This is a genomic window from Bariatricus massiliensis (genome assembly GCF_900086725.1).
GTDB lineage: Bacteria > Bacillota > Clostridia > Lachnospirales > Lachnospiraceae > Allocoprococcus > Allocoprococcus massiliensis.
Genome location: NZ_LT574838.1, coordinates 1 through 12965, shown reverse-complemented (window position 1 = coordinate 12965; position 12965 = coordinate 1). Strand labels below are relative to the sequence as shown.

Genomic DNA, 12965 nt, shown 5'->3' with positions numbered 1-12965 from the left:
GACTGAATGAGAAAGGCAGAAGGAATATGAGAAAGAACAGCATTAAAAATACAAGAGTCAATGCGGAAGTACAGCGCGAACTCAGTAATATACTGCGCGGGGGCATCAAAGATCCCCGTGTCGCGCCCATGACTTCAGTGGTGGCTGTGGAAGTCGCGCCTGACCTTAAGACCTGTAAGGCTTATATCAGCGTTCTGGGGGATGAGAAAGCGCAGACCGACACAATAAAGGGGCTTCAGAGCGCCGAAGGGTATATCCGCAGAGAATTGGCACATACGCTGAACATGCGGAATACTCCGGAAATAAAATTTGTTCTGGATCAATCCATTGAATATGGAGTGAGAATGTCGAAGAAGATTGACGACGTTACAAAGGACTTAAAAGAAGAGGATGAATAGCATGTTATTGGAAGCAATAAAAAAAGCATCATCTATTGCAGTGGGAGGCCATGTAAGGCCGGACGGCGACTGTGTGGGTTCCTGTATGGGAGTCTACCAGTATGTCAGGGACAATTTTCCAGATAAAGAGATTCAAGTTTATCTGGAGAATATCCCTAATATATTTCAGTTCATGAAAGGGGCATCCCATATCTGCCATGAGATTCCGGGGGATAAGACATATGACTTGTTCATCGTGCTTGACTGCGGCGATATGCAGCGGCTTGGATTTTCCGCGCCTCTCTATGAGAGTGCAAAGAGGACCCTATGTGTGGACCACCATGTAAGTAATCAAGAATTTGCGGATGAGAACTATATCCGTCCGGAGGCAAGTTCTACCTCAGAGCTGATATATGATCTGCTTGATCAAGAGAAGATATCAAAAGAAACCGCAGAATGCCTGTATACAGGCCTTGTCCATGATACGGGCGTATTCAGATATTCCTGCACTGCATCTTCTACGATGCGGGCGGCAGCGGCTCTGATGGATAAAGGGATTGATTTCACCGGAATCATAAGCAGAACTTTTGATGAGAAAACTTATGCCCAGAATCAGGTGCTGGGCAAGGCACTGCTTGAGAGCTTTCTTTTTATGGAAGGCCGCTGCATGGTATCCTCTCTTACAAGGAAAGAGATGGAATTTTACCAAGTTGAGCCGAAGCATCTGGATGGCATTGTGAGCCAGATGAAATTGACCAAAGGCGTGGATGTGGCAATCTTTATGTATGAACTTGAAACAGGCTTATATAAAGTAAGCCTACGCTCTTCCGAAGGCGTGGATGTGAGCGTTGTAGCCCAGTATTTTGGGGGCGGCGGCCACAAGAGAGCGGCTGGGTTTTCCATGAACGGAACAGCCCACGATGTGATAAATAATCTGTCCAGAAGGCTGGCCATACAGATGAAAAATAGGAGTGATTCATAAATGCTGCACGGTGTTTTGAATATTTATAAAGAAAAAGGATACACCTCCCATGATGTGGTAGCCAAGTTAAGGCGCATCGTAGGGCAGAAAAAAATCGGACATACAGGGACACTTGATCCCGATGCGGTAGGTGTGCTTCCAGTATGCCTCGGAAAAGCAACAAAGGTCTGTGATATGCTGACTGATAAAGATAAGACTTATGAAGCAGTTCTGCTGTTGGGGAAGGTGACGGACACACAGGACAGCAGTGGCCGTATCCTTGCGGAGTCTGACATACAGAATCTGGAAGAGCAGGAGGTGCAAAAGGCAGTCTGCTCTTTTGCCGGTGAATATGATCAGATACCTCCGATGTACTCCGCCCTTAAGGTTAATGGAAAGAAACTGTATGAACTGGCCAGAAACGGGCAGGAAGTGGAGCGTAAGCCAAGAAGGGTTATCATTCATAAAATACGTATTTTGAAAATGGAGCTTCCCCGTGTACATATGGAGGTTACTTGTTCCAAGGGAACCTATATCCGTACACTTTGCCATGATATCGGGCAAAGTCTGGGCTGTGGCGGCATCATGGAATCCCTCGTGAGGACACGTGTGGAGAGGTTTGCGATTGAGGACAGTATACGCCTCGAGGAGGCGGAAGAGCTGATGCAGGCAGGAAAGCTTACAGAACGTATGATTCCGGTAGACCAGATGTTCGAAGGTTATGTGAAACTGTATTTAAAGACGGAGGCCGCAAAGGCCGTCCGCAACGGGAACATTTTTTGGCCCGGCGACATCCTCTGGATGGGCGTGGAAGCTGAGGAGACGTTCATCAGGCCGTACCGCGACAGAGAAAAAGTGCGTGTGTATGATGAGGAGCGGAATTTCATCGCGGTTTATGAATACAGGGAAGAGAAGAAATGTTTTCAGATAGTACGTATGTTTTTCGACGGCAGAGAATGAGGAAAGACTTAAAGAGGAAACAAGATGGACTATATTAAGGGGCTGGAGTTTTATCAGGATTCTAGAGAGACAGCAGTCACATTGGGAAAATTTGACGGATTGCACCGGGGACATCAGAAACTGGTGAACAGAGTGAAAAAGTTAAAGAATAAACATAGAGTACGCTCTGTGGTATTCGCCTTTGATATGCTGCCTCTTTATGAGAAACTGGGCCTTCCAAGAGAAGGCATTATGAGTAACGAAGAGAGAAAGATGCGGCTGCACGGCACGGTAGATGTTTTTTTAGAATGTCCGTTCGTGGAAAGCATCAGCAGTATGACAGCTGAGGCATTTATCAAAGATGTGCTTGTAGGAATTCTTCATGCAAAATATATTGTGGTCGGTACAGATTTCCGGTTCGGACATGGAAAACGAGGAGATGTCCATATGCTGGCGGAATATGCCGGTGCATATGGATATGAGCTTTTTGTGGAAGAGAAGGAGATGTATGGAGACCGTGAAATCAGCAGCACTTATATAAAAGAAGAATTAAGAAAAGGGAATATGAAGGCGGTCAACGAAATGTTGGGCTATCCTTACACGGTAAACGGTACGGTGGAATACGGCAGACAGCTTGGAAGAAGGCTCGGCTTTCCTACTATCAATGTCCAGCCGGCGAAAGAGAAACTTCTGCCGCCGAACGGAGTGTATATTGACTGCGTAGAAATAGATGGGATTTGGTATAACGGCATCGGAAATGTAGGTGTGAAGCCGACTGTGACCGATGAAAACCGTGTGTTGATCGAGAGTTATCTTTTTGATTATGACGGCAACGCCTACGAAAAGGATGTGGAGATTCAAATATATGAATTTCGGCGCCCTGAGCAGAAATTTGCTTCTGTGGAAGAGATGAAAGAGCATGTGAATGCAGATATTGCTTATGGGAAAGAGTATTTTCGTTACAAAAGAAGAGGAGAATGAGAATGAGTGTTACGACTATTTTCCTGCTGCTTGGAGGATTAGGACTGTTTCTATTTGGAATGCAGTTGATGAGTGATGGGCTGGAGAAGGCAGCAGGCGCCCGTATGAGAGGAATATTGGAGTTTTTTACCACCAACCGTTTTATGGGGATGCTGGTCGGTATCCTGTTTACCGCAGTTGTACAGTCTTCCAGCGCGACCACGGTGATGGTTGTCAGCTTTGTAAATTCAGGGCTTATGAATTTGTATCAGGCCTGCGGTGTTATATTGGGTGCTAATATCGGTACTACGGTTACAGGACAGCTGATCGCGTTCAACTTGTCTGATGTCGCGCCTCTGTTTGTCATAGCGGGTGTCGTGATGTATCAGTTCAGTAAAAAAACGAACGTAAAACGTGTCGGTGTCGTGATTCTCGGTTTCGGTATCTTATTTATGGGGCTTAGCACGATGGGAGATGCAATGTCATCACTTAAAAATTCCCCCCATATCATGGAAATGCTGAAGTCGCTCACAAACCCTTTCATGGCGATGCTGGTAGGATTTGTGATCACCTCTATACTCCAGAGTTCGTCGGCAACGGTAGGTATCGTGATTTTGATGGCGTCACAGGGACTGCTTCAATTTGCAATTTGTCCGTTTTTAATACTGGGCTGTAACATGGGTTCCTGTATGTCTGCGCTTCTGGCAAGTCTGGGAGGAAAAAAGGATGCGAAACGGGCGGCGTGGATTCATTTTCTCTTTAATATAGTTGGTTCGACAGCTATCTTTATAGTGCTGGCCGTAGCCATAAATCCAATCGCGGACGCGCTGCTTTCTTTCTCAGGGGGGAATCCCGCTCGTGCCGTGGCAAATGCACATACGTTGATAAAAATTACCGAGGTAATTTTATTATTCCCGTTTATGAATCTGGTTGTCAAAGCTACCTACAAAATTGTCAGAGGAAAGGATGCTTCGCCGGAGGATGAATTTGAACTTTTATACATAGGCGAGAACAGGATCATGACACCGAGTACAGCCGCGGTCGACGTTATCCGGGAGATTGAACATATGGGCAAGCTGGCAAGCGACAATCTGAAACTGGCTATGGAGACGCTGTGTGCGCCCGACGAAGAGAATATCGCCGTGATTTATAAAAGGGAAAAATATATCAATTATTTGAACCATAAAATCACGGACTATCTTGTAAAAGCCAGCGAGATGGAGCTGCCGGTCGCCGATGGAAAGATGATAGGCGGGCTGTTCCATGTGGTAAATGATATAGAGCGAATTGGAGACCATGCAGAAAATATGGCAGATGCGTCGACCCAGATTATGAATGGAGAGGCATCTATGAGCGACAAAGCGAAAGCCCAGCTGAAAGAGATGACGTCTATGGTCGTGAAGATACTTGACTATTCACTGGACATGTTCTCTCATAAGAATCAGGAACACCTTCAGGAAGTGCTGGATCTTGAGGAGGCTATCGATGCCAGAGAGAAAAAGCTGCAGCACTCGCATGTGAAGCGCTTGACTAAGAATAAATGTACGCCTGAAGGGGGTATGATATTCTCGGACACAGTTTCTGGACTGGAGCGTGTTGCGGACCATGCGACGAATATTGCGTTCGCAATTTTGGAGCCTGATGAGTATGATGAAGAAGAGGACTAATAAGGAGCTTCGATGAAAATAAAACGTATTTTGGTCTTTATTATGACAGCAATCCTTTGTGCCGGTCTCGTAGGATGCCGGGAAGAAAAAAAGGATACAAAAAAACATATCACACTGAAAATAAAAACAGCTCCTATGAGTCTTGGAACGATTACCAATCTGGGAGAAGCTGAGATTTATGATTTGTTCATGGCCGCCGCCGAGAAGTTCAGAGAGCAGTATGACAGATATGATGTGGATTTTGAGATTGCGCGGTATGATTTTCAGGAGGAAGAGGAGCAGCTTGTAGATAAGCGTGGAACGGATGACGCGGCGGATATCTTTTATGCCGGTTCTCAAAATGTGCCGGAATACGCTGCGAACGGATGGCTTGCACCGCTAAATGATATGATTGACGAAGAACTCCGCTCAGACATTGACGAGACAATCTGGGAGCAGAATACTATAGACGGTAAAGTCTATACCATGCCGTACCAGCAGCTTCAAAGTACATTGCTGGTAAATAAGGCTATGATGGAGGAAGCGGGGCTTGGGCAGTATATTCCAGAGAAGGATACAATTGCCCAATGGTCTTTGGATGAGTTTGATGTGGTACTTCACTCGTTGAAGGAATCTATCACAGCGGAGAACCGGTATGTATTTCCAATGTATGCCGCCAATGAGCAGGGAGACAGCCATATTATGACATTACTTCGGTCAAGAGGAGGAAACCTGTATGATGATAACGGCAGATTTGCGGTGAATACACCGGAGGGAATTGCCGCGCTGCAGTGGATAAAGACGCTTGAAGAAGAAGGCATTGTACCCAAAGACGCGGAGAACCTTGGACTTTCGGATTGTGTAAATCTGTTTAACAACGGCCAGCTTGCCATTTTGCCGGGAGACATCACAGGCCTGAGAGACGCCAGTGACAGTGGGGTGGAGGCGTTTGCACTGAATTTCCCAAGTCAGGACGGCAAGGGGTATTGTACAAGCAGTACCAATGGTTTTTGTGTATTTGATAACGGGGATAAAGACAAGGTACGGGCCGCAAAAGATTTTATCCGGTTTATCTATACAGATGAGGAACTGATGAAATATACGCTTGGCACATTACCCGTGAATCATTCGGTCATAGAAAAGTTTGGCAAAGATATTCCCATGCTCAGCGCCTACGGCGGGAATATGGCGAACTCTGTAGATAATATCCGTAATAACCAAAATTGGCAGGAAGTCAGGGATGTCTTTTATGTGAATATACAAAATCTGCTGACGGGCAGCAGAGCTCCGGCTGAAGCTGCGGAAGACATAGATCAAAGCTGTAATGAAGCACTGGGGCTGGAATGCAAGAAAGAGCTGCCCAAAAAACTAAGGGGAGGCTGAATAAGGCCTTGACAGTCAAGAGTTGGCTGTGGTATATTAAATAGGTTGAAAACCGGTATTCGGTAGACGGATGACTCCAACCGCTGCTTAATATCAGGCAATTATTATAAGAATTTAAGGAGGTACGTAACAATGATTACGAAGGAAATGAAAGAACAGATTATTGCAGATTATGGAAGAACACCGGGAGACACAGGTTCACCGGAAGTACAGGTCGCTCTTTTGACAGCGAGAATCAATGACTTGACAGATCATTTCAAGAACAATCCGAAGGATCACCATTCCAGAAGAGGTCTTTTGAAGATGGTTGGACAGAGAAGAGGACTTCTTGCTTATTTAAAGAAAAATGACATTGCAAGATATCGTTCTTTAATTGAACGTTTAGGCTTAAGAAAGTAATAACCATTAAAAAAAAGCGGCTTGTGCCGCTTTTTTTTATTGCAAATAATGTCAAAAAATGTTATGTTTACTCTGTAACAATATCACCATTTTTAATTAATAAGGGTAAAAGGAGGGAACATATTGTCACAAAAACGAAAGTTACTGATACTTTCGCTTTTCTTGTGCCTGAGTATATCAAGTGTATTCGGCACGAAAAGCAAAGCAGAAGATGGTTCAGGGGAGCAGACATCTTCGACATCAGAAATGAAGGATGAGAACGCTCAGCGTCTCGAGAGTGTTACCGGTATGGACGAGGACGGTAACATTTATGAAGTGGACGATTCTGAGGGAACTTTAGAAAGCTCAGGAATTGCACGGTATCTGCGTTCTGTATCACTGAAGGTGGTCAATTTCAGGACAAAAGGGAACGCTACTACCAATTATACGGAAGTGGGTACCGGCGTCAGCGGATATACCAACGGAGCCTATGGAGCGGATGCGGCGTATCTGGGCACGAGCGGCGGTAAGGTCAAATTTATGCTTGCCGGTGTAGTCGGACAGGTCGATGAAAGTGAAGTACAGGTAGTCAATTTCTCTGAGGCTAAGTCCGTGAGCCACTATAAAGTTTCCAATGGGAGGCTTGTACACTACATAACACAGAATATGTCCATGACAAGTGGTTCAACGGGCTCAACACTTGACAACGGTCCGGCGCCGTCCTATCTGAGCAGTGGGACGACCTACTACAGCTACGACGGACATTATTTTTACACGAACTATGGGACAATGCTTTCAGACTATCAAAATGACTCACGCTCCCAGTCTGTAAATGCTGACAGTCCATTTTATAACTATTTTCAGTATCTTCCCATGCGGAGCAAGACAGGATATAGCGGCGCTGAATTGAATACAATCGTCAACAACAGAACCAGCGCAGGCTCCAAAATGCGGGATGCGGGAAACCAATTTGTAAGCAATCAGGATATATATGGCGTCAATGCGCTTCTGATGGCCGGCATCGCGGCAAATGAAAGCGCATGGGGAAACAGCAATATCTGCCAGACGAAAAACAATCTGTTCGGCTTGAATGCGGTGGATTCTTCCCCGGAAGCCAGCGCGGATGTATACGCGTCCGTGAATGAATGTATTCGTCAGTTTTCCAATGGCTGGATGTCCAGACAATATCTTAATCCGTCCAATTGGAAGTACAAAGGTGCGTTCTTGGGAAACAAGGCCAGTGGAATCAATGTGAGTTATGCATCGGACCCTTACTGGGGCGAGAAGGCTGCTGCGATTGCGTGGAAATTGGACGGTGACGGCGGAAGCCGTGACAACGGCGCCTATACGTTTGCGGTAAAAGACACGATCTCCACAAGCCATGTCAGTGTAAATGTGAGAAATGAGAGCAATACAAGCTGCTCAGTCGTGTATAAGACCGGCGGTCACTCCAGCTATTCGGTGCTGGTACTTGACTCGAATCCGGTAAATAATTTTTACCGGATTCAAAGTGATGCGGTTCTAAATTCAGGCAGGACGGGAATTGCGTCCGGAGTTGGAGAGTACAATTTTGATAACATGTATGCGTACATCTCGGCCGATTATGTCACTATAGTGAATCAGGGGAATAATGTGCCCGCAAAGAAGGAACTTCAGTCTATCTCCATCAGTACGCCGCCGTCTAAGACAGCGTATACGGAAGGGGAAACTTTTGATGCGGCAGGCATGAAAGTGCTGGCGCAGTGGAGCGATGGCTCCGAGACAGATATCACGCAGTCCGCTGCTTATCCGTCTGAACCACTTGCACTTGGAACGACGAGCATAACAGTCTCATATACTTTCGACGGTGTAACCAAGACCGCCGGGCAGGCTGTTCAGGTCATAGAAAAAGCTGTCATTTCCGGTGTGGAGGTGAATCCGCAGTCTGTAGAAATGAAGCCGGGAGAAAGTTTCACCTTTGGCGTTCTTGTGACGGGTACGGGTGACTTTTCAAAAAATGTGACGTGGAGAGTAGAAGGCGCGGTCAGTGCAGATACAAAGATTGACGGAAACGGTAAATTGGAAATTGCTTCAGAGGAATCTGCGGAGAGCTTGACCGTTAAAGTACTGTCAGACGCTGATGAGACGAAATGGGCGCAGGCATCGGTCACGGTAATAAAGGATTCCACCACCCCTGAGCCGGAAAATCCTGACGACAGTGTAGCGCCTGACCCGGAGAATCCGGATACAGAGAAACCGGACATTGAGAATCCCGGCACTATAGAAGCGAAGGATGAAACAACCGGAATCAAGGTGAGCGGCACGATGCCGGAGGGAGTCAAACTTGAAGTACAGACGATAACTCAGGATGACGAGCATTACGAAGCCCTTGTCAGTGATGAGCGGGTGAAGTCTAATACGATACTCGGAGTCTTTGATATCAAATTGGATAAGGACTTTGATTTCAGCCAGCCTTTGAGTTTAAGTTTTCCAGTAGATACTGCTTACAATGGACAGGAAGTTATCATCCTGCACTATTATGAAGATGACGGTAAAACCTTTACACAAAGCTTTACGGCAAGTGTGGAAGAGGGAATGGCTACGATTGAAGTGAATGGATTTTCACCGTATGTGCTCGCACTAAATGACGCCCCTGTGCCGCCGGCGGATGAACCGGCAGATGAGCCGGCGGATACGATACCACCGGCAGACACTACGCCGCCAGCGGATGAACCAGCAGATGAACCGGCCGATACGGTACCGCCAGCAGATGAACCGGCGGATACGACACCGCCGTCAGACATTACACCGCCGGCAAATACGATACCGCCGACAGATGAGCCGACGGACACGATACCACCGGCAGATACGACACCGCCGGCGTTTGAGTCGAATACACCGCCGACGGGTGAGAATACCGTCACACCGCCGACAGGCGATGGAACAACTGCGGAGAGTACGGATGTGCCGCCCGAAACTGTGATCAAAGAACAGAATAAGCAGTACAAGGGGACATCGGGAGACTCTCAGACTACGACGGTCAAAGAGCAGAGCAAGGCTCCAAAGACGGGAGATACCAGCTCCGCAGTCATATGGGTGCTAGTGCTGGAAGCATCTGCCATTACAGTTTTGACGGCAGGGTACGGCAAAGTAAGAAAAAAATTACATAAATAAGTAAACAATTTTGAGGCGGGGAAATTATCCCGCCTCATTTTTGCAGTAGGATTTAGAAGATTCCTTATCTTGCATGTTTAATGGGATTATGGTATAATAATTCAGATTGCGGGCGAAGGTATTGTCCGAGACCACTGAAAAGTGTATTTAGGAAAATATATTTTTCAGTAGTTTCGGAAGATTTCTGCCCGACGTATAAGATTGAAAAGGAGAACAATATGTACAAGAAGTTTGAAATGGAACTTGCAGGCAGAACACTCCGTGTGGACATTGACAGAGTGGCAAAGCAGGCAAATGGAGCGGCACTTATGCATTACGGTGATACCACGGTGCTTTCCACAGCAACAGCGTCCGAGAAACCGAGAGAAGGGATTGACTTTTTCCCTTTAAGCGTAGAGTACAATGAAAAATTATACGCAGTAGGTAAGATTCCGGGAGGATTCAACAAGCGTGAAGGAAAGGCTTCTGAAAATGCGGTCCTTACCTGCCGTGTCATTGACCGTCCGATGAGACCTCTGTTTCCGAAAGATTATAGAAATGATGTGACACTGGAGAATCTGGTACTTTCTGTAGATCAGGACTGCTCACCGGAATTGACGGCTATGCTCGGCGCAGCCATCGCTACAGCGATTTCCGATATTCCTTTCGACGGGCCGACAGCTACTTCTCAGGTAGGACTGGTAGATGGGGAATTGGTATTCAACCCGACACAGGCACAGAAGGAAGCGTCCGACCTGCAGCTCACTGTGGCATCAACAAAAGAGAAAGTCATCATGATCGAGGCAGGGGCTAATGAAGTTCCGGAAGATAAGATGATTGAGGCAATCTTTGCTGCTCATGAATTGAACCAGAAAGTCATTGCTTTTATAGAAGAAATCGTAGCGGAATGCGGAAAAGAAAAGCATGAATACGAGCATTTTTCTGTACCGGAAGACCTGCTTGCGGCAATCAAAGAGATCGTTCCGCCGGAAGAGATGGAGGCCGCTGTATTTACAGACGATAAGCAGACGAGAGAAGAAAATATCCGTGCTATTACAGACAAGCTGGCAGAACAGTTCGCAGACAATGAAGAATGGCTTGCGAAGCTGGGGGATACCGTTTACCAGTATCAGAAAAAGACAGTCCGGAAGATGATTTTAAAAGACCATAAGCGTCCGGACGGAAGGGCTATCGACCAGATTCGTCCTCTTGCAGCAGAAATAGATTTGATTCCGAGAGTTCATGGTTCTGCCATGTTCACACGTGGCCAGACTCAGATCTGTACAGTTACCACACTGGCTCCGCTTTCCGAAGCACAGAGAGTAGACGGACTGGATGAACTGGAGACATCTAAGAGATATATGCACCATTACAATTTCCCGTCTTATTCTGTAGGTGAGACAAGACCTTCCAGAGGACCGGGACGCCGTGAGATTGGACATGGGGCATTGGCGGAGAGAGCTCTTATACCGGTACTTCCTACTGAGGCGGAATTCCCATATGCAATCCGTACCGTATCCGAGACCTTTGAATCCAACGGCTCTACGTCACAGGCAAGTGTATGTGCGTCATCCTTGTCACTGATGGCGGCAGGAGTTCCGATTAAATCTGCGGTAGCAGGCATCTCCTGTGGACTTGTGACAGGGGACACAGACGATGACTATCTGGTACTCACCGATATTCAGGGGCTGGAAGATTTCTTCGGCGATATGGACTTTAAGGTAGCCGGAACCCACAAGGGAATCACGGCAATCCAGATGGATATTAAGATTCACGGACTGACAAGACCGATTATCGAGGAAGCAATCACACGTACAAGAGAAGCTAGATTGTATATTCTTGATGAAGTGATGAATAAGACTATTTCTGAGGCCAGACCGGAGGTGGGAGCATACGCTCCGAAGATTATCCAGATGAGCATCGACCCGGCGAAGATTGGCGATGTTGTGGGACAGCGTGGAAAGACAATCAACGCGATCATTGAGAAAACAGGTGTGAAGATAGACATCACAGATGAAGGAAATGTTTCTATCTGCGGCGTGGAAGCAGAGAGTATGGAGCAGGCTAAGAAGATGATTCTGACCATTGTTACAGACTTTGAGGCAGGAATGGTTCTGGAAGGTGATGTAATCAGTATCAAAGAATTCGGAGCATTTATTGAGTTCGCGCCGGGCAAAGAAGGAATGGTTCATATTTCTAAGATTGCAAAGCAAAGAATTAACCATGTAGAAGATGTTCTTTCACTGGGACAGCATGTAAAAGTTGTCTGCCTTGGAAAAGACAAGATGGGAAGACTGAGCTTCAGCATCAAAGATGTTGCAGAATAAATGTAAATTTTAAAAGTGAATAGTAATAATATAAAAATGAGGTTCTGTTGTACAGAGCCTCATTTTTATGTAAAGCAGTCAAGAGAATGCAGGTTAGGCTGAATAAATTCCCTTTACTTTGATTGTTTTAAACAGCCGGTTCAATCCTAAAATCACAGTGTCATCCATATTTTTGGGTAGACGGCGCATAAGAACGCTTCCCAGTTCATGAGGAATGCTTTGAAAATGCTCGGTCTTTAACTTTTCCGCTTCTGCCGAATCAACAAACCTTGCTGATATATCCAGACGGGAGCCGCCTCAAGTGTGGCACATCATAGGGGTAATCAGAATGTGCTGTTGATTTTTTTCTTTCATATATTCTTTTAATGGTTGTTCTAATTGGATTGTCATAAAAAATGTCTCCTTTCTTTCTCCTGTTTCTGGTTATAAGATTAAACTATTTTGCTGCATATATTCAGTGACGGAGTCACAATTATATGGAAGGTGGTGTTTCCTTATGGTTGACATTATCAACTGAAATCAACTTCAAATCCATTGCTGAGAATGAGAAAAAGGGTATAATAAGAGATAAGAGGTGAAGAAAACAATGAAAGAACTAAATATTGGTCAGGTAATTACCAGATATCGGCGGCAAAAGGGCGTGACACAGGAAGAACTGGCTTCCTATATGGGAGTGTCCAAGGCGTCCGTCTCTAAATGGGAGACGGGAGTTTCCCAAAGTTAAAGATACCACATCAATCCCACGCGGACTTTTGCTCAACCGATACAGCCGGAGGGCTGGATAACAAGAAAAGGCGGTATGCGCCCCGTGGAGGGGTAGCGTACCGCCTTTTCTTGTGGGGGTTTCCAAAGGGGGCAACGC

The 12965-nt window shown here is 46.1% G+C and carries 10 protein-coding genes; all 10 read left to right on the top strand.

The features are described 5' to 3' along the window. Nucleotides 1-26 precede the first annotated feature (26 nt). The 10 genes from rbfA to BN6465_RS20245 all read left to right on the top strand — a co-directional run bounded on the left by rbfA (nucleotide 27) and on the right by BN6465_RS20245 (nucleotide 12827). A complete protein-coding gene (rbfA, locus tag BN6465_RS11805; protein ID WP_066735384.1) occupies nucleotides 27-398 on the top strand; it encodes a 30S ribosome-binding factor RbfA in 372 nt (123 codons plus the stop codon). A gap of 1 nt (nucleotide 399) precedes the next feature. After that, nucleotides 400-1359: a DHH family phosphoesterase gene (locus tag BN6465_RS11800; RefSeq protein WP_066735381.1), complete on the top strand. Its 960-nt coding sequence runs from the start codon at nucleotides 400-402 to the stop codon at nucleotides 1357-1359. Next, nucleotides 1360-2298: a tRNA pseudouridine(55) synthase TruB gene (gene truB, locus BN6465_RS11795; protein ID WP_066735371.1), complete on the top strand. Its 939-nt coding sequence runs from the start codon at nucleotides 1360-1362 to the stop codon at nucleotides 2296-2298. A gap of 24 nt (nucleotides 2299-2322) precedes the next feature. Then, the gene (locus BN6465_RS11790; RefSeq protein WP_066735369.1) at nucleotides 2323-3258 is read left to right on the top strand and encodes a bifunctional riboflavin kinase/FAD synthetase; all 936 of its coding nucleotides are present in this window, start codon (nucleotides 2323-2325) and stop codon (nucleotides 3256-3258) included. A 2-nt stretch (nucleotides 3259-3260) separates the two neighbouring features. Continuing rightward, nucleotides 3261-4904: a Na/Pi cotransporter family protein gene (locus BN6465_RS11785; protein WP_066735366.1), complete on the top strand. Its 1644-nt coding sequence runs from the start codon at nucleotides 3261-3263 to the stop codon at nucleotides 4902-4904. Between the two features lie 12 nt (nucleotides 4905-4916). Then, nucleotides 4917-6266: an ABC transporter substrate-binding protein gene (locus BN6465_RS11780; RefSeq protein WP_066735364.1), complete on the top strand. Its 1350-nt coding sequence runs from the start codon at nucleotides 4917-4919 to the stop codon at nucleotides 6264-6266. A gap of 132 nt (nucleotides 6267-6398) precedes the next feature. Beyond that, on the top strand, nucleotides 6399-6665 hold the full coding sequence (gene rpsO / locus BN6465_RS11775) for a 30S ribosomal protein S15 (RefSeq protein WP_066735349.1): 267 nt from the start codon (nucleotides 6399-6401) through the stop codon (nucleotides 6663-6665). A gap of 123 nt (nucleotides 6666-6788) precedes the next feature. Beyond that, nucleotides 6789-9797, top strand: coding sequence for a glucosaminidase domain-containing protein (locus tag BN6465_RS11770; RefSeq protein ID WP_066735341.1), 3009 nt, complete (start codon nucleotides 6789-6791; stop codon nucleotides 9795-9797). A 218-nt stretch (nucleotides 9798-10015) separates the two neighbouring features. Further along, nucleotides 10016-12103 (top strand): polyribonucleotide nucleotidyltransferase, encoded by a 2088-nt coding sequence (locus BN6465_RS11765; protein WP_066735339.1) that lies wholly within the window; start codon nucleotides 10016-10018, stop codon nucleotides 12101-12103. 586 nt (nucleotides 12104-12689) lie between these two features. After that, the gene (locus BN6465_RS20245) at nucleotides 12690-12827 is read left to right on the top strand and encodes a helix-turn-helix domain-containing protein (protein ID WP_082891692.1); all 138 of its coding nucleotides are present in this window, start codon (nucleotides 12690-12692) and stop codon (nucleotides 12825-12827) included. The last annotated feature ends 138 nt before the right edge of the window (nucleotides 12828-12965 follow it).

Excerpts from the sequence above, each read along its gene's own strand:
- rbfA (WP_066735384.1), top strand. The coding sequence starts at position 27 with ATGAGAAAGAACAGCATTAAAAATACAAGAGTCAATGCGGAAGTACAG.
- BN6465_RS11800 (WP_066735381.1), top strand. The coding sequence starts at position 400 with ATGTTATTGGAAGCAATAAAAAAAGCATCATCTATTGCAGTGGGAGGC.
- truB (WP_066735371.1), top strand. The coding sequence starts at position 1,360 with ATGCTGCACGGTGTTTTGAATATTTATAAAGAAAAAGGATACACCTCC.
- BN6465_RS11790 (WP_066735369.1), top strand. The coding sequence starts at position 2,323 with ATGGACTATATTAAGGGGCTGGAGTTTTATCAGGATTCTAGAGAGACA.
- BN6465_RS11785 (WP_066735366.1), top strand. The coding sequence starts at position 3,261 with ATGAGTGTTACGACTATTTTCCTGCTGCTTGGAGGATTAGGACTGTTT.
- BN6465_RS11780 (WP_066735364.1), top strand. The coding sequence starts at position 4,917 with ATGAAAATAAAACGTATTTTGGTCTTTATTATGACAGCAATCCTTTGT.
- rpsO (WP_066735349.1), top strand. The coding sequence starts at position 6,399 with ATGATTACGAAGGAAATGAAAGAACAGATTATTGCAGATTATGGAAGA.
- BN6465_RS11765 (WP_066735339.1), top strand. The coding sequence starts at position 10,016 with ATGTACAAGAAGTTTGAAATGGAACTTGCAGGCAGAACACTCCGTGTG.
- BN6465_RS20245 (WP_082891692.1), top strand. The coding sequence starts at position 12,690 with ATGAAAGAACTAAATATTGGTCAGGTAATTACCAGATATCGGCGGCAA.